22 protein-coding genes, 1 tRNA gene and 1 pseudogene are annotated in these 22,115 nt (G+C 50.2%); 14 read left to right on the forward strand and 10 right to left on the reverse strand.

Features of this window, described 5'->3' with window-relative positions:
• The first annotated feature begins 4 nt into the window (after positions 1-4).
• The 3 genes from fur to dapD all read left to right on the forward strand — a co-directional run bounded on the left by fur (position 5) and on the right by dapD (position 2,232).
• Entirely contained in the window at positions 5-448 is a 444-nt protein-coding gene (gene fur / locus H4O27_RS01045) for a ferric iron uptake transcriptional regulator (RefSeq protein WP_277424184.1), read from the forward strand.
• A 70-nt stretch (positions 449-518) separates the two neighbouring features.
• A complete protein-coding gene (gene aat / locus H4O27_RS01050; protein WP_165010200.1) occupies positions 519-1,241 on the forward strand; it encodes a leucyl/phenylalanyl-tRNA--protein transferase in 723 nt (240 codons plus the stop codon).
• A 169-nt stretch (positions 1,242-1,410) separates the two neighbouring features.
• Positions 1,411-2,232, forward strand: coding sequence for a 2,3,4,5-tetrahydropyridine-2,6-dicarboxylate N-succinyltransferase (gene dapD, locus H4O27_RS01055; RefSeq protein WP_165010202.1), 822 nt, complete (start codon positions 1,411-1,413; stop codon positions 2,230-2,232).
• Positions 2,233-2,487: 255 nt separating this feature from the next.
• Here the strand turns inward: dapD and pgi are convergent, their stop codons facing one another.
• Complete coding sequence (pgi, locus tag H4O27_RS01060) at positions 2,488-4,116, reverse strand: glucose-6-phosphate isomerase (protein ID WP_165010204.1); 1,629 nt, start codon at positions 4,114-4,116, stop codon at positions 2,488-2,490.
• 418 nt (positions 4,117-4,534) lie between these two features.
• Here pgi and H4O27_RS01065 point away from each other — a divergent pair, with 418 nt between their 5' ends.
• On the forward strand, positions 4,535-5,563 hold the full coding sequence (locus H4O27_RS01065) for a LacI family DNA-binding transcriptional regulator (RefSeq protein WP_165010206.1): 1,029 nt from the start codon (positions 4,535-4,537) through the stop codon (positions 5,561-5,563).
• Positions 5,564-5,737: 174 nt separating this feature from the next.
• A complete protein-coding gene (locus H4O27_RS01070; RefSeq protein WP_165010208.1) occupies positions 5,738-7,066 on the forward strand; it encodes an MFS transporter in 1,329 nt (442 codons plus the stop codon).
• 51 nt (positions 7,067-7,117) lie between these two features.
• On the opposite strand, the gene H4O27_RS01075 is transcribed toward H4O27_RS01070, so the two are convergent.
• Entirely contained in the window at positions 7,118-8,920 is a 1,803-nt protein-coding gene (locus H4O27_RS01075; protein WP_165010210.1) for a bifunctional chorismate-binding protein/class IV aminotransferase, read from the reverse strand.
• Between the two features lie 173 nt (positions 8,921-9,093).
• Between H4O27_RS01075 and ppk2 the strand changes: the two genes are divergently transcribed.
• The 3 genes from ppk2 to H4O27_RS01090 all read left to right on the forward strand — a co-directional run bounded on the left by ppk2 (position 9,094) and on the right by H4O27_RS01090 (position 10,735).
• Entirely contained in the window at positions 9,094-10,023 is a 930-nt protein-coding gene (gene ppk2 / locus H4O27_RS01080; protein WP_165010212.1) for a polyphosphate kinase 2, read from the forward strand.
• Positions 10,024-10,282: 259 nt separating this feature from the next.
• Positions 10,283-10,348, forward strand: a complete 66-nt coding sequence (locus tag H4O27_RS13510; RefSeq protein WP_371865588.1) for a bacteriocin — start codon at positions 10,283-10,285, stop codon at positions 10,346-10,348.
• A 63-nt stretch (positions 10,349-10,411) separates the two neighbouring features.
• Positions 10,412-10,735: a hypothetical protein gene (locus H4O27_RS01090; RefSeq protein WP_165010214.1), complete on the forward strand. Its 324-nt coding sequence runs from the start codon at positions 10,412-10,414 to the stop codon at positions 10,733-10,735.
• Positions 10,736-10,816: 81 nt separating this feature from the next.
• On the opposite strand, the gene H4O27_RS01095 is transcribed toward H4O27_RS01090, so the two are convergent.
• The 5 genes from H4O27_RS01095 to tsaB all read right to left on the reverse strand — a co-directional run bounded on the left by H4O27_RS01095 (position 10,817) and on the right by tsaB (position 15,342).
• On the reverse strand, positions 10,817-12,238 hold the full coding sequence (locus H4O27_RS01095; RefSeq protein ID WP_371865589.1) for a DNA recombination protein RmuC: 1,422 nt from the start codon (positions 12,236-12,238) through the stop codon (positions 10,817-10,819).
• Between the two features lie 148 nt (positions 12,239-12,386).
• A complete protein-coding gene (locus H4O27_RS01100; RefSeq protein ID WP_206224765.1) occupies positions 12,387-12,536 on the reverse strand; it encodes a type 2 periplasmic-binding domain-containing protein in 150 nt (49 codons plus the stop codon).
• A gap of 867 nt (positions 12,537-13,403) precedes the next feature.
• Positions 13,404-14,198 (reverse strand): uracil-DNA glycosylase family protein, encoded by a 795-nt coding sequence (locus H4O27_RS01105; protein WP_165010237.1) that lies wholly within the window; start codon positions 14,196-14,198, stop codon positions 13,404-13,406.
• A 29-nt stretch (positions 14,199-14,227) separates the two neighbouring features.
• Positions 14,228-14,668 carry a ribosomal protein S18-alanine N-acetyltransferase gene (rimI, locus tag H4O27_RS01110; protein ID WP_165010218.1) on the reverse strand — a complete coding sequence of 147 codons (441 nt, stop codon included), beginning with the start codon at positions 14,666-14,668 and terminating at the stop codon, positions 14,228-14,230.
• Complete coding sequence (tsaB, locus tag H4O27_RS01115; protein WP_165010220.1) at positions 14,665-15,342, reverse strand: tRNA (adenosine(37)-N6)-threonylcarbamoyltransferase complex dimerization subunit type 1 TsaB; 678 nt, start codon at positions 15,340-15,342, stop codon at positions 14,665-14,667. Before tsaB ends, rimI begins: the two co-directional genes overlap by 4 nt.
• A 137-nt stretch (positions 15,343-15,479) precedes the next feature.
• Here tsaB and gluQRS point away from each other — a divergent pair, with 137 nt between their 5' ends.
• From gluQRS to H4O27_RS01145, 6 genes are all read left to right on the forward strand, one after another.
• Entirely contained in the window at positions 15,480-16,367 is an 888-nt protein-coding gene (gene gluQRS, locus H4O27_RS01120; protein WP_165010222.1) for a tRNA glutamyl-Q(34) synthetase GluQRS, read from the forward strand.
• A 279-nt stretch (positions 16,368-16,646) separates the two neighbouring features.
• Positions 16,647-17,378, forward strand: a complete 732-nt coding sequence (locus tag H4O27_RS01125) for a LytR/AlgR family response regulator transcription factor (protein ID WP_165010225.1) — start codon at positions 16,647-16,649, stop codon at positions 17,376-17,378.
• 97 nt (positions 17,379-17,475) lie between these two features.
• Positions 17,476-18,141 (forward strand): histidine phosphatase family protein, encoded by a 666-nt coding sequence (locus H4O27_RS01130; protein WP_165010227.1) that lies wholly within the window; start codon positions 17,476-17,478, stop codon positions 18,139-18,141.
• A gap of 489 nt (positions 18,142-18,630) precedes the next feature.
• Positions 18,631-20,241 carry a YadA family autotransporter adhesin gene (locus tag H4O27_RS01135; protein ID WP_165010229.1) on the forward strand — a complete coding sequence of 537 codons (1,611 nt, stop codon included), beginning with the start codon at positions 18,631-18,633 and terminating at the stop codon, positions 20,239-20,241.
• Between the two features lie 45 nt (positions 20,242-20,286).
• Positions 20,287-20,748: an outer membrane protein assembly factor BamE gene (locus H4O27_RS01140; RefSeq protein ID WP_165010231.1), complete on the forward strand. Its 462-nt coding sequence runs from the start codon at positions 20,287-20,289 to the stop codon at positions 20,746-20,748.
• Between the two features lie 122 nt (positions 20,749-20,870).
• Positions 20,871-20,946, forward strand: a tRNA-Lys gene (locus tag H4O27_RS01145).
• Positions 20,947-21,127: 181 nt separating this feature from the next.
• Here the strand turns inward: H4O27_RS01145 and H4O27_RS13515 are convergent.
• The 3 genes and pseudogenes from H4O27_RS13515 to H4O27_RS01160 all read right to left on the reverse strand — a co-directional run.
• A pseudogene (locus H4O27_RS13515) lies at positions 21,128-21,190 on the reverse strand (hypothetical protein); the annotation flags it as partial.
• Between the two features lie 95 nt (positions 21,191-21,285).
• The gene (locus H4O27_RS13520) at positions 21,286-21,873 is read right to left on the reverse strand and encodes a transposase (protein ID WP_193004375.1); all 588 of its coding nucleotides are present in this window, start codon (positions 21,871-21,873) and stop codon (positions 21,286-21,288) included.
• A complete protein-coding gene (locus H4O27_RS01160) occupies positions 21,765-22,115 on the reverse strand; it encodes an IS630 transposase-related protein (RefSeq protein WP_193004304.1) in 351 nt (116 codons plus the stop codon). Before H4O27_RS01160 ends, H4O27_RS13520 begins: the two co-directional genes overlap by 109 nt.

Consider the following 22,115-nt stretch of genomic DNA (forward strand, 5'->3'; position numbering starts at 1 on the left):
GGTATTGAATACTATGGAAAATTTCAGCAATATTGCGCAATTGAAAGACAGCGGTTTGAAAGTAACCGGTCCGCGCCTGAAAATCTTAGACTTGTTTGAAACGCATGCCGAAGAGCATTTGAGTGCCGAAGACGTGTACCGCATTTTGCTGGACGAAGGCATTGAAATCGGTGTGGCCACGATTTACCGCGTATTGACCCAATTCGAGCAAGCGGGCATTTTGCAGCGCCATCATTTCGAAACCGGCAAAGCGGTTTACGAACTGGACAAAGGCGACCACCATGACCACATCGTCTGCGTGAAATGCGGCGTGGTTACCGAATTCCACAATCCGGAAATCGAAGCGTTGCAAGACAAAATCGCCGAAGAAAACGGCTACCGTATTGTTGACCATGCGTTGTATATGTACGGCATTTGCGCCACTTGCCAAACAAAAAACAAACGCTAACCGCCATCTCTCTATTCAGACGGCCTCATCAGGATGTGAGGCCGTCTGAAATTTTTTAAGCCTAACCAAAATGAACATTCCTTTTCTGCCGCCGCAAGATTACCGTTTCCCCTGTCCCGATTATGCGCTGGCGCATTGCGACGGCTTGGTCGGCGTGAGCGCGGATTTGGACGAAGGCCGTTTGCTGTCGGCGTACCGCAGCGGCATTTTTCCGTGGTTTTCCGAAAACGGGCTGTTTTACTGGTTTGCCGCCGCGCCGCGCACGGTGTTGTTCCCCGAGCGCATCCACATCGGTAAATCTTTGGCCAAAACCTTGCGCAACAAGCCTTATGTGGTAAGCGTGAACCAAGATTTTGCCGCCGTGACGGGCAATTGCGCCGCCGTGCCGCGGCCGAATCAAAGCGGCACATGGATTGCGCCCGAGTTTCGGACGGCCTATGCGCGTTTGCACGACATCGGACACGCGCATTCGTTTGAATGTCGGTATCCCGACGAGCAAGGCCGTCTGAAACTGGCCGGCGGCTTTTACGGCGTGCAAATCGGGTGCGTGTTTTACGGCGAATCCATGTTTGCCTTGGCGCCCGACGCCTCCAAAATCGCCTTTGCCTGCGCCGTGCCGTATTTGGCGGAACATGGCATTGCATTGATTGACTGCCAGCAAGACACCGCACATTTGGCGCGTTTCGGTTCGGAGCAAATCGAATTTCACGATTTTCAGACGGCCTTACACAGATTAAACGCCCTGCCGTTGACGCGGCCCATCGGTTGCGAAGTGGTGCGGGCGACGCTTTGAATGATCAGGCCGTCCGAACGGTACACACGTTCAGACGGCCTAATCACGCTAATAGCTGACGAAACCGCATTTACATGGCAAAATAAATGCGTTAGAACATTGCAACAGGCCGTCTGAAATTGCGTTATGCGTTCAGACGGCCCCAACCCCCACTTAACAAGGAACCATCATGTCATTGCAAAACATCATCGAAACTGCGTTTGAAAACCGCGCCGGCATCACCCCGGCCGGCGTGACCCCTGAAGTCAAAGAAGCCGTATTGGAAACTCTGCGCCAATTGGATTCAGGCGAATTGCGCGTGGCCGAGCGCGAGAGCGTGGGCAAATGGAAAGTCAACGAATGGGCGAAAAAAGCCGTGTTGCTGTCTTTCCGCATTCAAGACAACGAAGTGTTGAACGACGGCGTGAACAAATATTTCGACAAAGTGCCGACCAAATTTGCCGACTGGTCTGAAGAAGAATTCCAAGCTGCCGGTTTCCGTGCGGTGCCGGGCGCAGTGGCGCGTCGCGGCAGCTTTGTGGGTAAAAACGTGGTACTGATGCCGTCATATGTGAACATCGGCGCGTATGTCGACGAAGGCGCGATGGTGGACACTTGGGCGACTGTCGGCTCTTGTGCGCAAATCGGTAAAAACGTGCACTTGTCAGGCGGCGTGGGCATCGGCGGCGTATTGGAGCCGTTGCAAGCCAATCCTACCATCATTGAAGATAACTGCTTTATCGGCGCGCGCTCTGAAATCGTGGAAGGCGTGATTGTCGAAGAAGGCAGCGTGATTTCTATGGGCGTGTTCATCGGTCAATCGACCAAAATCTTGGATCGCGAAACCGGTGAAATCTACCAAGGCCGCGTACCTGCCGGTTCGGTTGTGGTATCAGGCAGCATGCCTTCCGCCGATGGCAGCCACAGCCTGTATTGCGCCGTGATTGTGAAAAAAGTGGATGCGCAAACCCGTGCTAAAACCAGCGTTAACGAATTGTTGCGCGGCGTGTAATCAGCGTTGGTTTGAAACGTTAATGAAAAGGCCGTCTGAAAGATTTTCTTTCAGACGGCTTTTTTGTCTGGTTTGAGACCTTTGCAAAACTTCAGATTTGAGTACAGTCCGAAGTTATAGTGAATCCACTATATAACAGCATAGAAAGCGCAGACATACCATTAAATATAGGCAAGCTTTCGAGCAGCGCATAACGAAGCAATGTGCCGAAGATGAAAATTTTGGAAAGGTCTCGGTTTGTGTTTAAACACCGAATCAGCTTTGCTGGCACTGGCGGTAAAAACGAATCAAACCGTTCGTCGAGCTGTCGTGTGCCAAATCACCGTTTTGTTTCAATTCGGGTTCGATATTTTTCGCCAGCACTTTGCCGTATTCCACGCCCCATTGGTCGAACGGATTGATTTGCCACAATACGCCTTCGGCGAAGGTGCGGTGTTCGTAAGCGGCCATCAGCATGCCTAAGTTAAACGGCGTCAGGCGGTCGATCAGAAAGCCGTTGCTCGGGCGGTTGCCGGGGAATTCTTTATGCGGCGCCAGCGCTTCGCGTTCGGCTTCGGGCAGGCCGGTCAATTCGGCGCGGGCTTCTGCCAAGGTTTTGCCTTTCATCAACGCTTCGGCTTGGGCAAAGGCGTTGGCGACGGTGAAGCGGTGTTGGCGGCCGACTTGGTGCGGTGTGGTCATCGGCACGATGAAGTCAACCGGAATCAGGCGCGTGCCTTGATGCAGCAGTTGGAAATAGGCGTGTTGGCAGTTGACGCCTTCTTCGCCGAACACGATGCCGCCGGTTTTGTGGCCGGCTTTTTCGCCGTCAATGGTGCGGCTTTTGCCGCAGCTTTCCATGTCCAATTGGTTGAGCCATGCGGGAAAACGGCGCATATTGTGGCTGTAAGGCACGGCGGTATGGCCGTCCGAACCGTAAAAATTGTTGTACCAGACATGCAGCAAGGCCATCAACACGGGAATATTGTGGCGCAGCGGTGCGTTGAAGAAATGCTTGTCCATGGCATTGGCGCCGCTTAAAAATTCGCGGAAACGCGTTTCGCCCACGGCCACCATCAAGGGCAGGCCGATGGTTGACCACACCGAATAACGCCCGCCAACCCAGTCGAACATGGCAAATACGCGTTCGGCCGGAATGCCGAAGTTTTCTGCTGCGGCGACATCGCTGGAAATGGCGCAGAAATGGCGGGCAATGCCGGATTCGGGCAGGCCGGCGGCTTTATACCACTGGCGCGCGGCATGGGCGTTGAGCAGGGTTTCGGGGGTGCCGAAAGATTTGCTGGCGATGCTGAATACGGTGGTTTCAGGATTGAGTTTTTCCAGCTTTTGCGCGATGTCGGCATCATCGGAATTGCTGATGAAATGCACGCGCACGTTTTTGCGGTAGTCATACAGCGATTGTGCGCACATTTGCGGCCCCAAATCCGATCCGCCGATGCCGATGTGGACGAAATCGGTGATACGTTTACCTGTGATGCCGGTGTGGTTGCCGCTGATGATGCTTTCGGCAAAGGCCAAGGCGCGGTCAAGTTCGTGATGGAGCTTGGGGATGATGTTTTCGCCGTCAACCATAATCGGTGCGGCGTTTTCAGACGACCTTAAAGCGGTGTGCAGGGCGGCGCGTTGTTCGCTGGTGTTGATTTTGTCGCCGCGCCGCATGGCTTGCATGGCTTCGGGCAGCTTGGCGGCTTCAGCCAGTTGACATAAAAGAACAAGTGTTTCTTCATTGATACGGTTTTTGCTGTAATCGAATAACAAACCGTGTAAGGTTTCGTGCATGTTGTCAAAACGCTGCACATCTTCGGCAAATTGGTCTCGCATGTGAATATCGGCCGTGGCCTGTTGATGTTCGGCAAGCTGTTGCCACGCTTCGGAGAACGTCATATTTTATCCTTCGGTTGAATAACGGCAGGGACAGACCCGCTCAAATTTCAATCAAGCAGGCCAAAGTGATTTATTTAGCTCATTGAATTGTCGTCTGAAAATAAAATTATACTATGCTGACAAATCATAGGCGGGGATTGTTGCAAAATTGTGATAATCGGATTCATTTTGATGAAATCAGGTAAAAGTCTTTTTAAAACGCAATGATTGTGCGCATGTAATGGTATGTAGTGTAACAAAATTTTAAAAGGCAGGTAACTTAGTCTTTTAAAAAGCAAAAATATCGAAACGGCATACGCGGAAATGGTTTTTTTGATTGATTCCTGTCAAGGTTTTGTTAAAGGGTGTTATGACATCGATGTCTGCTGTGCTATTCTGCGTAATATTATTGAAATAACTCAGGTTCGGAAGTTGTAAGATGGCTACAATTTACGATGTTGCCGCTCGGGCAGGGGTATCGCCGAAGACGGTCAGCCGGGTAATTAACGGTGATGCGCCGGTCAGTGACAAAACGCGCGCCAAAGTGGAAACGGCCATTGCGGCCTTGGGGTACATCCCGTCGTCGGCGGCCAGAGTGATGCGCTCCAGCCGTTCGGGGATTGTGGGGCTGATTACCGGTGCGATTTCGCGTGTCGGCGAAGCTAACCGCATCCACGGTTTGCCCGACGTTTTTTTGATGAAAGGCATTCAGCAAAGCATACGGGCGCAAGGTAAAACCTTGATGATTGCCGACATTGACAACCGGGCCGACACCGAACCTCTAATCCGCACCTTTATGGAACACCGTGCCGAAGGCATTCTGTATGTGGCGCAATATCATCAGGAAGTGGTGCTGCCCGATGTCGGCCATGCCTGCCCGATTGTGTTGGTGAATTGCTTCGATAAAATCGGCACACCGTCGGTTTTACCCGATGATGAGCAAGGGCAATATGACTTGGTGCGCCAAATCATCCGCCACGGCCACAGCCGCATTGCGTATGTGACCTTGCAGCCGGGCATTGAAGCCACGCCTTTGCGTGCGGCAGGCTACCGCCGCGCTTTGGCTGATGCCGGTATCGCTTTTGATGCCGATTTGGTACAGACCGGCTATGCCGATTTCGATTACGACAGCGCGCCTTTGGTGGCGGCGATTGTGAAATTATTGGCTTTACCTCAGCCGCCGACAGTGATTTGCTGCGGCAATGATGAAATGGCGGTACGGGTGTACGGTATTTTGCGCACGCGCGGTTTGCGGGTGCCGGAAGAAATTTCGGTGGCCGGTTACGACAACCACAGCGCAATTGCCGAAACCTTGTTCCCGCCCTTAACCAGCACCGAGTTGCCGTATTTGCGCATGGGTGCGCTGGCGGCGGATATGCTGTTTGCCGAGGAAGCCGGACAAAGCGGCCAAATATTGAAAGTGGTGGGGGAAACCATTTGGCGCCAGTCGGTGACGACTTTGAAATAGATAGAAAGATAAAGGCGGTAGGGAAAATAGGCCGTCTGAAACAGAATTCGTGGTAAGCATACGAATCAGACCCGAGCGAGCGGGCAGCAGAATAAAAAGCAGTGCTCAGCCAATAGCTGCTTCCTGAGAAAACTTTTTGTTTCAGTATATTAATCAGTCAGGAGTAAACTCCCAATGAAGATATCCCCACAAGTGGCGATGACCCTTCGCCAGATTATGCTGATGAACTTCGGTTTCTTCGGTATTCAATATAGCTTCGGCTTACAGCAAACCGCGATTAACCCGATTTTCAGTTTCCTGAATGCCGACCCCGGCCAATTGCCGATTCTGAACATGGCGGGTCCGATTACCGGCTTGCTGGTGCAGCCGATTATCGGTGCTTTGTCTGACCGCACATGGATTCCGGGTTTGGGTCGTCGCCGTCCGTATTTCTTGATTGGTGCAATTGGTTGTAGCCTGTGTCTGTTTATTTATCCGCACGTGACTGCGCTGTGGGTGGCTGTGTTGCTGTTGTGGCTGTTGGACATTTCCAATAATACTGCGATGGAACCGTTCCGCGCCTTCATCGCCGATACCGTGCCGGAGCATCAACAAGCCAGCGGCTTCTTGATGCAGTCGGTGTTTACCGGTTTGGGTATTACCTTGGCCAACGTGTCGCTGTATATCTTCCAGCAAATCGGCTGGTTGCAGCAGACTTCCGAAGCCGGCATTCCTTACTGGGTCTTCGGTTCGTTCTATATCGGTGCCGTCTGTTCGATTGGTTCGGTATTGGTGACTGTGTTGTCTACTCCCGAACACGAGCCTTCTGCCGAAGAAATGGCCGCCTTGCGTGCGAAAAAAGAGCAATCTGCTATTGCCGAAATTTTCATTGCGATTAAAGAAATGCCGTTTGCTTTGTGGCAATTGGCTTTGGTTTACCTGTTCCAATGGTATGCGCTGTTTATTTATTGGCAATACATTTCACACAGTATCGTGCAATCGGTGTGGAATTCGACTTCTTCCGACAAAGCCGCTTACGAACAAGCCGTGGCATGGACCGGTTTGGTCAACGGTTTTTACAACATCGTGACCTTTATTTCCGCTTTCGGCCTGATGTGGATGGCGAAAAAATACGCTGCTAAATACGTGCATGCGTTTGCCGTGGCATTGGCTGCCTTGGCGCTGCTGGCGATTCCGCACATCGGCAACAAATATCTGATGTTCGCGCCGATGATCGGTTTCGGTATCGGTTGGGCTTCGATGATGGGTGTGCCGTTTATGATTGTGGTGCATTCGATTCCGAAAGAGCGTTACGGCGTGTACATGGGGATTGTGAACATGATGATCGTGATCCCAATGCTGATCGAAACCGTGACTTTCGGTTGGATTTACGACACCTTCTTGGGTTCGAATCCGGCCAACGCCATGACTTTTGCCGGCGTGTTCTTGGCGGTTGCCGCCTTTCTGACCTTGTTGATTAAAACCACCAACAAGCCTGCCGGTGCAGAAAATAATGCGGTTTAATTAAAAGCCGTTAATAGCAAGGCCGTCTGAAATCTTTCAGACGGCCTTGTGTTATTTTAAATCCACGTCAAACAAGCCGCGCAAAGCATTGCTCAAACAAATCCTTTCGGCACTTTGCAGCATATCGCGCGTAATGTGGCTTTCACGCACCTTATCCGTGTGCAGATAGTGCTGCGGATTGTCTAAAACTTCTTGCCGCATCACACCGTTGAGAATAGATAAACCCAAAGCAGGGGTGTGCCACTCGCCATCAATTTTGACGAACACATTGCTGCGGCCGCCTTCGAGCAATAGGCCGTCTGAATTGAAAAGCAGTGCGTCGAATGCACCTTGTTCGGCAGCGTGTTGCCATGCGTGGTCGAAACGTTCGCGGCAGGTGGTTTTGAAGCAGCGCAAGGTATCGCGGTTCGGCAAAACATCATTGCTGATGATAACGGATTGTTTGTCTGCTAATTCGGTTAATGGCGCGTGGGTAAAAACCAGTCCGCCATCATGCTCAGGCAACAGCGCGATTTTTAAGCGTTGTGTTTCAGACGGCATTTTCATCAAATAATCATTGATTTGCGCGGCAAAGTCCGCATTCAAAGGTAGATTTAAAGCTTGCGCCGAAGTGTTCAGACGGCCTAAGTGCCGCGCCAATAAAGCGCATTGGTTTTGCTCGACACGCAGCGTTTCAAAAATGCCGACATCCGGCCGCAAATCGGTGAGAAAGCGGGCTTTCCAGCCGCATTCCGCCCATTCCGCTTCGGCTTGGCTGTCGATGACAATGCCCGAGCCGACACCGTATTCGGCGTGAAAATCGGCGGCGGATTGTTTATTTTCAGACGGCCTGAGCGTCAACGTGCGGATGACTACGTTTAACACGCCTTCAAAGCCCAAACCGCTTTCGCAAGGGTTGAGAAAACCGATGCTGCCGGTGTATAAGCCGCGCGGCGCGGTTTCCAATCGGTCGATGAGGCTCATGCTCATGCGTTTGGGCGCGCCGGTAATCGAGCCGCAAGGAAAGGCGGCGCGGAAAATATCGGCGGCTCGGGTGTGCGGCCGGGCTTGTGCTTCAATCGCGCTCGTCATCTGCCACACGTTGCCAAACTGCGACACCTTAAACGGCTCCGGCACGCGCACGGAACCGGTTTGGGCGATTTTGCCCAAATCATTGCGCAACAAATCGACAATCATGATGTTTTCGGCGCGGTTTTTCGGGTCGTTGCGCAAATCGGCGGCACGTTGCGTATCGTTGCCGTCATTCAAAATCGGCGCCGTACCTTTCATCGGCTCGGTGGTGATGAGGCCGTCTGAAGCGATGTTGAGAAAAAGCTCGGGCGAAAAACACAAAGTCCACGAATCAAGGCCGTCTGAATCAGGCAGGCGGCACAAGGCTGCATAAGGCACGGGCCGGCGCAAGCGGCGGTATAAATCGATCGGATTGCCGTAGGTGTCGAAATGCAGGCGGGTGGTGTAATTGATTTGATAAGTGTCGCCGCGGCGGATGGCTTCGTGAATGTCGGCAACGGCGTGCAGATAATCGGCTTGGGTAACATTGTTTTGCGGTGTGCTGATGCCGCAGAACAGGCCGTCCGAATGTGTGTCGAGCCATGTCGGCGCATTCACTGCATTGCAGCGTGCAAACCAATGCACGGCCAAGCGGCTGCTGTGTCCGGCAGGCAGGTTCAACAGCGGCAAACCGAAAGCGTAGTCTGCGCACAACAGCGCAAACCAGCCTTTTTGCCAACCTTGATGCAAAACGGCATCCAGCGTATCGAGCTCGTGCGCGTGTAAAAAATGGCTTTGTCGATGATTTTGATAGAGTTTTGCCCGACCGGAAACAGCGTCGTCGAGAAGTGCGAAAAAAGACATGGTGACAACAGATAAGTGAATTGATTATACACTAAATTTACATAAATTAGCAGAAAAAAGCCGTCGCATCATAAATTTGTAAGATTATGTAGGCCGAAGGCATGGAAAAGCGTTAAAATGAGCATGAAAGGAAATCATACCACTAAAAAACCTTTTCCATGATAGGAGTTAAGATGACAGAAACACAATTGCAACCTTTTGAAGAAGTGAAAACCGATGTGGCGGAAGACAAATTGGAGGTTTTTGAGAAAACCGTGTTGGAATACGAAGGCCAAGTGACTTCGGAAGATTCCAATTCCGCCCCCTTGCCGGCAAGCTATCCTTACCGCCAGCGTATGCGTCGTGCCGTGTATGAGCGTGAAAAGAAAAAGCTGCAAATCGAATTGCTGAAAGTGCAAAGCTGGGTCAAAGAATCCGGCCAGCGCATAGTCTGCCTGTTCGAAGGCCGTGATGCCGCAGGTAAGGGCGGCACCATCAAACGCTTTATGGAACACTTAAACCCGCGCGGCGCACGCGTGGTGGCTTTGGAAAAACCGACCACCACCGAACGCGGCCAATGGTATTTCCAACGTTACATCACCAATCTGCCGACTGCCGGCGAAATGGTATTCTTCGACCGCTCATGGTACAACCGCGCCGGTGTCGAGCGCGTGATGGGCTTTTGTGAGCCGAACGAATACCTGCTGTTTATGCGCCAAACCCCTGAATTTGAGCGTATGTTGGTGGCCAGCGGCACACATTTGTTTAAATTCTGGTTCTCCGTGAGCCGCGAAGAGCAACTGCGCCGCTTCATCTCCCGCCGCGACGACCCGCTGAAACACTGGAAACTTTCACCGGTGGACATTCAATCGCTTGACCGTTGGGACGACTACACCGAAGCCAAAGATGCCATGTTCTTCCATACCCACACCGGTGACGCGCCGTGGACGATTATCCGCTCCGACGACAAAAAACGCGCGCGTCTGAACTGTATCCGCCATTTCCTGCACAGCTTGGATTATCCGGGCAAAGATGAAAAAGCCATCGGCAAAGTCGACGATAAAATCATCTTGTCGCCTAATGTGCGTTACCAACAGCAGCACGCCGAAATCGGCCACGATTAATCTGTGCTGAAACGAACGATTCAAGGCCGTCTGAAAATTTTTCAGACGGCCTCTGTGTTTGCCGACCTTGAAAAATCGGCTTTTGAATTCTGTATCTTAAACTTACGGCATATTTATAGTGATAATGGGTTTTAATATATTTAACAAGACAAACAAACTTTAATGGGGGGAGAGTCATAAAGACAGAATCGCTATAATCCGTGATTCGGTTCATTGTGCATTCTTTTTATTTTTTAAACATGAATTTCAGGAAATTATTATAAAAACTTTAACGATGAAAGAAATGCAAACTGTCAGTGGCGGCGGTGTTTTGGATCGTTCGTAGGAGGGACGTTAATCGGTGCGATGGTTACAGATATATTCTATAATCCTGTCAAACAAGCTGTGATTGGCCATTACACCGGCACCAATGCGGGGATGGTCAGCAATTTTAAAAAATCCCCGTCAACGTTGGAGAGCCGTTTTTCTTTTAACGGTGATTTTTAATAAAATCGGGCAGGTTTGTCCTGCCCGTATCGGAGAAACAGAGATGAAGAAAGAGGTGAAGAATTTTTTTAAAATGTTTTTTATTTCCAGCATCGTTTTCTGTTTTCTACACTGGTTTGTTTACCCTTTATTGACACTGCCGTATAACAGATACGTTTTGGACGGCATGGTTGTCCTTATCATTGCGACAACTGCTACTTATCTGGAAAAGAAACGTAAAAAATAAAGAATAACCGGTTTGATGAGATGCCGTCTGAAAAACAGAAATGTTTTTCAGACGGCCTTTTATTGAGTGCTTTATTTTCGTTTACTCTTCCGGCAGATTATCCTGCGCATTTTCCACCAAGCGTTTGTCCAACTGTTTCCCTGCTTTCACCCCCAGCAGGCGCAGTTTTTCGGCGCGGTTGACCAAGTTGCCGCGGCCTTCGGTAAGCTGTTTGTAGGCCGTCTGAAACTGATTTTGCGCTTGTTCGAGGTTTTTGCCCACGCCGTCTAAAGTGGTGACAAAACCGACAAATTTGTCATACAGCCGCCCGCCTTCTTCGGCAATAGCCAGTGCATTTTGGTTTTGCTGTTCGTTGCGCCAGATGTTGGCGACGGTGCGCAGGGTGGCGAGCAGGGTGCTGGGGCCGACCAGCATGATGCGTTTGTCGAAGCACTCTTGAAACAGATTACCGTCGTGTTGCAGCGCGAGCAGGTAGGCCGGCTCGACCGGGATAAACATAAACACGAAATCCAGCGTGTTCACGCCTGCCAAATCGGTGTAATCCTTGCGCGACAAGGTTTTGACGTGGCTGCGGATGCTGGCGGTGTGGGCGGCCAGTTCGCGCGCGGCTTCGCCGGGCTGCTGCGCCTGCACATAGCGCGTGTAGGCGGTGAGCGAGACTTTGGCGTCGATGACGATTTGTTTGTTGTCGGGAAGATTAATCAGCACATCGGGCTGTAAACGGCGGGTGCCGCCGTCTTCTTCGTAGCGCGTGGCCGCGGCTTGGACGATGTATTCGCGCCCTTTTTGCAGACCGGAATTTTCCAGCACGGTTTCCAAAATCATTTCACCCCAGTTGCCCTGCGTTTTGTTTTGCGTGCCGGTGAGTGCATCGGTTAAGGCTTTGGCATCGTGGTGCAACTGGGCATTCAGGCTCTGCAAACGCTTGAGTTCACTTTCCAAGGTCAGGCGCTCGCGGGCTTCTTTTTCGTAGGTGTTTTGCACCAATTCGCTGAAACAGTGGATGCGCTCGTTGAGCGGGTGAAGCAGTTGGCCTAAATGCTCGCGGTTTTGCTCGGTGAAGCGGCGGCTCTTTTCTTCGAGAATTTGGTTGGCAAGATTGTGAAACTGGTCGCTCAGGCTTTGGCGTGCTTCGGCCAGCATCAAAAGTTTGTCGTCGGCGGCTTGGCGTTCCTGCTCTATTTGGGTGTAGAGCCGCTCATTACGGATTTGCAGGTTTTGCACGGTTTGCTGCAAATCCTGATAATCCTTTTTCAGACGGCCTGCTTCGTCTTCGCGCTGCTGCAAATATTCGATTTGCTGGCAGGCGGCGGCAAAGCGGCTGTGCAGCTCTTGTGTTTCGGCGTGTAAATCTTGAATTTCGCGGCGACTGTCGGCCAGATCGGCTTCGGTGCGGGCAAGCGACTGCACGGCAAATTCATGCTGCTGGGTGCGCTCGGCAAGTTGTTGGCGGAGCGCAAACCGCTGTGCTTGCGCGGCATGACGGGTGAAAAGCCACGCCATCAGCGCGCCCAGCAATAAAGCCGTCAGCGCGGTGGCAATCAGATAAAGGCTGAGGTCGGACATATGAGGCCGTCTGAAAAAGAATGATGAAACGCTGAACTATATCATGTTTGGGGAAAGCTTTCAGACGGCCTGAATGTCATACCAATCACTTCGCCGCAGCCGGCAATACTTCCCGCAGCCGGCGGTGTGCCATATCTTGCTCGGTGCGCTCGTGCCGCGTCATCAGCATGGTGAAACCCTCCGCATCAATCGGCGGTGTTTGCAAATGCACATTCGGCAGTGAATGCGCCGACATGGCTCGACACGCATTCGGACGGCCTGCTTATATACTTGGCAAAAGGCAATCGGTGCGATTGTTTTTTTGTTAAACTACATGATTCATGTTGAAGTTCGGTTAAATTATTTTATTGAAATTAAATAGAAAAGTTCATTTATCACAAAAGTGAGGCATAAATACAACGGCTTGATTGGTACGGATTTTTATCAAAAAGCTAATTTGTAACTGAACCGTAATAAAGACATCGGTGTCATTAAAGCAGACATCGGTGTCATTTTCAAAACTAAATATTTAATCTCTTAATTTAACCGATTCACTTATTTAGTGATTGTTTCTTTACAGAAAAGGTGTTTAATTTAATAATTAAAGCGGTATGATTTATTCTGTCGGCAAGGCATGTTGTTTTGCCGAAGTAGGAAATGTTGTTAAACAACATATTTAAATTAAATAAGGAAATAAATTACATGAAACACTTGATGACTTTAGCTGCTGCGTCTTTAATCGGCATGGCCGGTGTGACTGCTTCTGCTGCCATCGTTGCCCGCAATTTGGCGAGTGCTGCTAAAAAATAATGATATTTTAAACATTCGTACGAAAACGTCGCTCACCGTAAGCGAATCCCACGAACAACACCAGACAAGAAAAGAAGATTCCCTGCCGGCACTCGACATGCGGCAGGATGACACTAGGAAAGGAAATAAGCATGAAAGAATTGATCAAATTGGCCGCCGCTTCATTAATCGGTATGTCAGGTTTGACTGTGAGCGCGACCAACGTGGCGCAAAACATGGCTGATGCCGCAAACAAATAAACAAAAGAATACGCAAATACAAGCGTTTTGGTGATAGAAAAGGCCGTCTGAATTTTCAGACGGCCTTTTTATATTTAAGGGTGTAATAAGCGTTTGAGTTTTTTCAGTTCCGCCCATGCCTGTGCTTTTAAATGGGTTTGGCGCAATAAGCGTGCAGGATGGGGAATCACAAAATAAGGTCGCTCGCCGCACACGGTTTGCATGAGCGCGCGCTGGTTTTCGTGCTCAAAAACCTGCCCCAAAAACAACACGGCCTTGGCTTGCGATTGCGCCAATTCTTTGGCCAACTCACCGGCAGCCGCTTCAATTTGCGCAACACTCGGATTGGCATTGCTGATGGGCGCAAATTTCACCCAACAGGTTTTGTGCGCTTGTTGCGGCTGCAAGTCAATTGCCGTCAGCATATTGTCGAGCAATATACCCACGCTGCCGCTGAACAGTTGATTGGCGGCGCTGTCTTCCGTAGAAGGGCAAATGCTGACGACCATGATTTCAGATGTTCTGACATCAATCTGTAAGGGCGGCAGGCCGTCTGAAACCGGGGTTCGGCTTTCTTGGGCCGCAGGATTTTCGACAGGATTTTCGATATTGGCACGCAGTTGCAGCGGTGTGGCAGCGGGTGGCGCTATCGGTGCATTTTTCTTCTCGTTCACCAAAGCCGCCGCAGCCAAGCGGGCATGATGGGCGGCGGGCGAGAGCGAACGCACGGCTTCCGCAATCGGTTGTGCAGCCGATTGCGGTCGGGTATTCGGCGCAGAACGCAGGTTGCCACCGGCCGTTTCAGACGGCCTGACGGTTGCTTGCCGATTAAGCCACATCGGTCCCAATCCCAGCGCTTCGTGTAAATGTAAATAGCGGCTGCTCAACATAAGGAATCGTTTCAAAATATGCCGTCGTTTCAGACGGCCTTGTCCATCAACACCGCGTCTTCACGGCGGCCATCGGGCAGGGAATAATAATGTTTGCGTCGGCCGCATTCGGCAAAACCGTATTTGCGGTAAAGTATTTGTGCCGCTTCATTGCGCTCACGCACTTCCAAAAATAAGCGCGTGATTTGTTGCGATGAGGCCGTCTGAAACCATTGCGCCAACAAAGCGGAGGCAATGCCTTGGCGGCGGAATTCGGGCGCGGTGGCGATCAGGTGCAATTCGGATTCGTCGCACACACTTTGCCACACGATAAAGCCGCTGATGCAGCCATCGGTTTCGCTCGCCAAAACCGTTTCCGTACGGCTTTCAATGGCCGATTCAAATTGCTTGGCCGACCACGGCGACGGATTGCTTATCGCATCAATTTTTGCCAAAATGGCACAATCTGCCGATGTTGCCGGGCGAATCATGCCTGGCCTTTTCGTTCGGCTTGTTCCTTAGCTGTCAGGGCAATTTTATTGCGCACGTACAGCAATTCCACCTGCGCCGCATCGGTAGCCGGATAGCGGCCGGTAGCGGCCAAGTTCAGGTAATCGGCGGCGGTCGGCATATTGGTTTCACCGTCAAAAGGTGGCTTGTCGGCCAATGCAAATGCATTACCGATGCCGTCTGAACACGCCATGCCGTCGGGCGCGGTGATTTCTGCCGCTTTGCCGACTTGGTAGCCGCTCAAGCGGCGGTGGTTGGCGGTGTCGAACCATGCGTAAAAAACTTCGCCCATGCGTGCATCAGTCGCCGCCAACACGCAAGCGCGGTCAGGGAGCTGGTAGGCTACGGCATCCAAACACGGCACGCCGATTAAGGGTGTGGCAAACGGTGTGGCCAAACCTTGTGCCACGCCGGTGCCGATACGCAAGCCGGTGAATGCCCCCGGGCCTTGTGCATACACAACCGCCCCCAAATCGGCTGCGCTGATGCCCGCTTCGCCGAACAATGCGCCGATTTGCGGTAAAATCAGTTCGGATTGCCTGGTAGCGACTGCCTCATGATACACACGGGTTTGGCCGTGGTGGCGCAGGGCGAGCGAGAGATAGGAAGTGCTGGTGTCGATGGCCAACACAGGGCGGTTAAAATCGGCTTGCATGGTGGGTGCTTTACAGTTTTTTCAGACGGCATTATAGCATTGCTTGGCTTATAATACCGCTTTTGAACATGCCCGAGGCCGTCTGAAATATTCGGCTTTAAGGCGTTTGGTCAACCATCAGATGGAGCGTTCGCGCTATGTATGTAGGACGTTTTGCCCCCAGCCCGACGGGATTGTTGCACATCGGCTCGCTGCTGACTGCACTGGCTTCGTATGCCGATGCCCGCGCGCACGGCGGCAAGTGGCTGGTACGCATGGAGGATTTGGATCCGCCGCGCGAGACGGCCGGTGCTGCCGACCATATTTTGCGCACGCTGGAGGCCTTTGGTTTCGAGTGGGACGGCGAGGTCGCCTACCAAAGCCGCCGCCATCCTTTATACGAAGATGCCTTAGGCCGTCTGAAAGACAAGGGTTTGATGTATCCGTGTCATTGCAGCCGCAAGGATTGGCAGGCGGCGGCAAGTATTGGGGCGGATGGTTTTGTGTACAACGGTCGCTGCCGTGTGCCTGAAAACAGGCCGTCTGAAAACGGCAAACCGCCGGCGTGGCGCATTCGTGTGCCGGATGAAGTCATCGGCTTTGATGATGTGATTGTCGGCCATTATGAGCAGAATTTGGCGAACGACATCGGCGATTTTACGCTGCTGCGGGCAGATGGTTTTTGGGCATATCAATTGGCGGTGGTGGTGGACGATGCCGAGCAGGGCATCACGCATATTGTGCGCGGGCAAGATTTGCTGGTTTCCACGCCGAGACAAATTTTTTTGCAATATTCTCTTGGGTTTAGCCGCCCGAGTTATGCGCATCTCCCGCTTTTGGTGAACCAATCGGGGCAAAAATGGTCTAAGCAGACACTAGCACCTGCGCTCGATGGTTCGCAAGCCGAGTTATTATTACGGCAGGTTTCGGCTTATTTGAACCTGCCGCCAGCCCCGCAAATTGACCGTCCGCGCGATTTGCTCGATTGGGCGGTGGCGCATTGGCAAATCGGCCGTGTGCCGCGGCAAGCGATATGCACCGAATGAGTTGGTATAGATGCGACAATTCCGGCTTTTGGTTACTTCGTTTTTATTAAAGTTTGTAATTAAGTTGGCGAAGACAGGTTTTTTAAACTGAAATCCTTTAATATTGTCAGGTTGATCCAAACGGGGGAATGGCGAGCGCTTGCGCCGAGATGTTCAATCATGGATTGTTATGAAAAAGGGTATTTTTTCATGCCGTACAGATTCAGACTCTTTCGGCTCGATTGCCAGGCCGTCTGAAATATCGTTAACCATTAAATAAAATAAAAAGAATGCCAGAATATGCCAAGTGCTATTATTGTAGAAGATGAAGTGCTAGCCGCTGAGCGCTTACGGGTTTTGTTAGAAGAATGCAATGTTGTGCTGTTGAAAATATTTCATCATGCGCAGCCTGCATTGGATTGGTTGAGCGTGCATGAAGCTGACATTGTGTTCGCCGATATCGGTTTGCCGGAAATCACCGGTTTGGAATTGGTCGAACGCATCAAGCGCGTGGCCAAACGCCAGCCGGAAGTGATTTTCACCACAGCTTATGAAGAACATGCTTTGCGCGCTTTTGAATTGGCTGCGGTAGATTACCTGCTCAAGCCGATTAAAATGTCACGCCTGCAAACCGCTTTAGAGCGTGTGAGCGAAAAATATCGTGAAAAAGCAGACGATTTCACCCATTTCAAAGTATTCAACCGCAACCGCATGGTGGAAATTCCTTGGCAGCAGGTCCGCTATTTGTTGGCCGAACACAAAACCGTATTTTTGTTTACCGGTGACGGCCAAAGCTACGAGCTGCCGAAAACCTTGGTGTATTGGGAAGAATTGCTGGGCGAAAAAGTCATCCGTATTCACCGCAATGCCTTGGTATTCCGCCATACTTTGGATTGCCTGATTCGTTTGGACGATGAAGAAGACGAAAACAATGCGACATGGGGTGCCCGCGTGCTTGATGTAGAAAAACCGCTTGCCGTCAGCCGCCGCCAACTGGCCGCTATTCGAAAAATTTTGAAAAACGGTGCGTAAACGATTTATCATAAAACCCTGCTTAATGAAGCAGGGTTTTTTATTTCAGACGGCATAGAGGCCGTCTGAAATAGGCATGGGGATAAAAGGATAAAATATGGCTTTAGAAGTATATTTGGTGCGTCACGGCAAAACCGTTTTCAACAAAGTCGGTCGCCTGCAAGGCTGGAGCGATTCGCCCTTGCTGCCGGAAGGTAAAGAAGTTGCTCGCGCATTAGGACGGGCATTACAAGGCAAGGTCGATTTTGATGCCGCGTTTTGCAGCGTCAGCCCACGCGCCGCAGATACCGCGAAAATCATTTTAGAAGCCAAAGGTCAAGCTGATTTGCCTTTAGGCGTGATTGAGGAAGTGCGCGAATATTGTTTCGGCGGCTTTGAAGGTGATTTGGTACAAAATGTGCATGGTCTGATTGCGCAGCATCGCGGCTTTCCATCGATAGAAACATGGCTCGAAGCCTACCGAGCCGGCACCCATCACATGTTGGCCGAAACCGTTAGCGAATTAGACCCTTTAGGTTTGGCTGAAAATGAAGCCCAATTTATGGGTCGTCTGGAAAAAGGCTTGGATATTTTGCGCCAAAAATCACCAATCGATGGCGACGTCTTGCTGGTGTCGCATGGTATGGCGATTACTGGAATATTAAAATTGATTGATCCGCAGTCAACTTCATATAGAAGTGTCGAAAATGCAACAGTTTCACGGCTTTGGTTTGAGAATGGTGGATGGAAAATTGAATCGATTGGAGAGATTTTATCTGAATAAAATAAAAATTCAGGTTGGATGAATGCATAAATTAAATAAATTTATCCAAAATCCAATGGTGATTTATTTAAAATAAAGTTTTTTATTGATGTATTTTGATGGATTAATCTATCAAAAATTTAATATGGCGTGAAATTTTTTTGAAATATGATTTGTAAAGTGGATTATGATGGCTTGTAAGATTATTTCACAAATAATTAATAATCACTAAAGCTAAAGAATGCATGATTAAAAAATAAAATAAATTAAGCAGGCTTAGTCTATCTATAATAAATGCTGAGTAATTATTAAGTTTCTGAAGAAATTATTCGAAATAACTTAATTTTATTTTTATAGTGAATATACCTGCCCTTAATATATTCTGGCGTGAGTAATTTTATTGTCATTATCTATTTTAGATAAAAGATTTTAGATTGTCAACGTCATATTGCAATAAATATTAGGGCATATTCTAAATAAAATATCAGTGTTTTTATCAGGGAGATAATTATGAAACACACAGAGCAAATGACGACCAAAACATTAGTTGCTGCATTGTTGGCAGCAGGTATGTTTCCATCAGTGGCACATGCTGCCGATATTGATTACGTCAAAGTAAATGATAATGGTGAGTTGAACCGTTCGACTGAAGCAGCGGCTCGCTATTCTGTTGCAATAGGTATTCAAACGACTGCCGAAGGTTTGAGCTCAGTGGCGATCGGTTCGGATACTGCGGCCAATGGCGGATCTGCGGTTGCGTTGGGCGCATTGTCTGATGCCCAAGGTATTGCCGCTACTGCCTTAGGTCAGGGCACTCAAGCCACTGCAAATGCAGCTACTGCGGTAGGCCGCCAAGCTGCGGCCAGCGGTAACGGCAGCACGGCAGTTGGCTCTGTTTCAGCCGCCAGCGCTTCAGCCGCAACAGCATTTGGTTCTGGTTCAATGGCTTCTGCAAATAATGCTACTGCCTTGGGTCAAGGTGCTCAAGCCAGCGGCAGCAACTCCGTTGCAGCGGGTCAAAAAGCGGCTGCTTCTGAAGTAGCGGCTACTGCGATTGGTTCGGGGGCAGTTGCAAGCGGTAAATATGCGACGGCAACAGGCGCAGCAGCGACTGCTTCTGGTGTAGCCAGTGTTGCTTCAGGCTTGCAGTCAAAAGCTGAAGGTGGCTCATCGGTTGCCATTGGTCGCGGTGCCGTAGCTGCTGAGGATTATTCTGTCGCTTTGGGCACTGCTTCTAAAACTGAGGCCGCGGTAGGCACAACTGAAGCTACTGTAAACGGCATAACCTACAGCGGCTTTGCCGGCACTGCTCCTGCGGCAACTGTTAGCGTAGGTGCCGCAGATTTCGAGCGCACGATCACTAATGTTGCTGCAGGCCGTATTGAAGCCACTTCTACTGATGCTATCAATGGTTCGCAATTATATTTGATGACCAATAATTTACAGAATAAAGTAAATGCAGCTAATAGCAAAGTTGCTGCAGGTGCCAATATTGTAGTAACTCCGGAAACTTCTCCTACCGATGGCAGCACTACTTATACCGTATCGACCAAACCCGATTTGGTAGTTGGCAGTGTAACCGCAGGTAATACCGTTTTGAATAATGAAGGCGTAACCATCAACAATGGTGCCGCGGGTTCTCCTGTTACTTTGACCCAAAGCGGTTTGAATAATGGCGGGAACGTAATCACTAATGTTGCTGCAGGTACCAATCCTACTGATGCGGTAAATGTGCGCCAATTGAACTCAGCCAAAACCGAAGTTGTTGCCGGTGATAATATCACTATTAATAAGACTACCGGTGCAAACGGTCAAGATGTTTATAAGATTTCGGCCAATACCGCTGCTTGGGACAACCGTATCAACAATCGCATCAACGATATGGAAAAAGATTTGCGTGCCGGGATCGCGGGTGCGACTGCGATGGCATTTTTGCAACGACCTAACGAAGCCGGTAAAAGCTTGGTTTCTGCGGCAGTGGGCGGTTTCCGTGACCAACAAGCGTTGGCCATCGGTTATGCACGTAATTCTGATAACAACAAATGGTTTATCAAAGCCGGCGTCGGCGTGAACACCCAGAAAGATGTGAACTGGGGCGGCAGCGTAGGCTATCAATGGTAAAACCCGAGGCGACGGCCTGTTAACAGAATACATAAAGGAAAAATCATGAAATTATCAGCAATTGCATTACCTGTAATCGCCGCATTGGCTTTGGCTGCCTGCGGTAACTTGAGCAATGTGACCAAAGAAGGGACTACCGATAATCCGGTATGGCCTGATCCGGCTAAAACCACTTTCCGTCATAACGGTACTCAAGACGGCTCTTGGCCGAATTGGGACAATGTGCGCCAAATCGAAGCGGGCATGAACAAAGATCAAATCTACAACCTGATTGGCCGTCCGCATCACCAAGAAGGCTTGTATGGCGTGCGAGAGTGGGATTACTTGTTTAACTACCGTGAAAACGGCGAACACAAAACCTGCCAATACAAAGTTTTGTTTGATAAAGACAAAAATGCACAATCATTCTTCTGGAACCCTGAAGGTTGTGGTCTTAAAGAAAAAGAACCTGTTCGGGAAGTGATTATCCGCGAAGTGGTGCAAACACCTGCCCGTATCCGTCAATAATCGGATAAGCAATCAAGGCCGTCTGAATATTCAGACGGCCTTTTCAATCACGGATAATGGTAAGAAAATGGTTACAAAAGCTTGACAGCCATAAAGCTTACTACTATAATGCACAGCTTATCGGGTCGTTAGCTCAGTCGGTAGAGCAGCGGACTTTTAATCCGTTGGTCGAAGGTTCGAATCCTTCACGACCCACCACATTTCTTAAGCCTAAACAATCGTTTAGGCTTTTTTCTTTGCCACCTCCTATTTTGGGGTGTGCCTGATTTGTGCCGAAACCAAGACCGGCATCGTCCAATAGAGCTGCGTGTTTGTGCAGATGTTCCGGTGCAAGATGGGCATACCGCTGCACCATTCCCACATTTTCCCATCCGCCCATTTCCTGCAACGCGGTTATCGGTACACCTGCCTGAACCAGCCAACTTGCCCAAGCATGGCGCAAGTCATACCAGCGGAAGTCGGTGATACCTGTTTCTGCCAGCGCATTCTTCCAAATCCGCGAACTGATGTTTTCTGGGTAATATATAGCAAATAAACTTATTTATCGATACACATCCAAAACAGCCAATCCACATCCGTAATTCGCAGCCGATTCCTAACACCTCTAATCCAAGCCCACTTTTTCTCTATCCGATTCAGATCAGGGCGATAGGGCGGAAGCCATAACACAGTATGGCCTTTCTCCTTCAGAAGCGTTAAAGCACTCCCCTTATAAAACGTCGCATTATCCATTACCACCACACTGTTTCGCGGCAGCTCCGGAATCAAAATCCGCTCCACCCAAGCGTCAAATATTCGGCGGTCAATACTGCAATCAAACAAACCGACGGCAAACAGTTTGCCGTGAAATAACGCTCCGACGGCATTGGTCTGATGATGTCCCTGCCAATCATGGAGCGCATAACAGCGCCGGCTTTTTGGCGCATAAGCGTAAGGCCGGTAACAGGATGTTCTGAATCCGCTCTCGTCTAAATAAACAACCGGACGGTTACGGCGGATGTAGCGGTGCAGTAACTTCAGGAAGTTTTTTCTGAGCCCTCTGTTGGCTTTCGGGTGGCGGTTGGTCTTTTTTTGCAGCTGATGTTGTATCGCTTTAATGCTTTGTGTATGGCGGTATGGGAACAGCCAAAGCGTTGCGCTCTTTCATAGCAATAGGCATCGGGATAACGCTCAACATCTTCGAGCAGTGCTTGGGCGCTGATTTTGCGGGTTTTCCGTTGCTTCGGAGGGGTTTGAGGAGCCGGAGGGCGTTTCCAAAGCGTGATGGTGGAGATGGCGATGCCGAATTCTTTTGCGGCTCTGCGAATCGTCCATCCTTGACGGAGTTTTTTGAGTACGAGTTGTTTGAAGTCTTCTGAATAGGCCAT

Source organism: Neisseria yangbaofengii, assembly GCF_014898075.1.
GTDB classification, from domain to species: Bacteria; Pseudomonadota; Gammaproteobacteria; order Burkholderiales; family Neisseriaceae; genus Neisseria; species Neisseria yangbaofengii.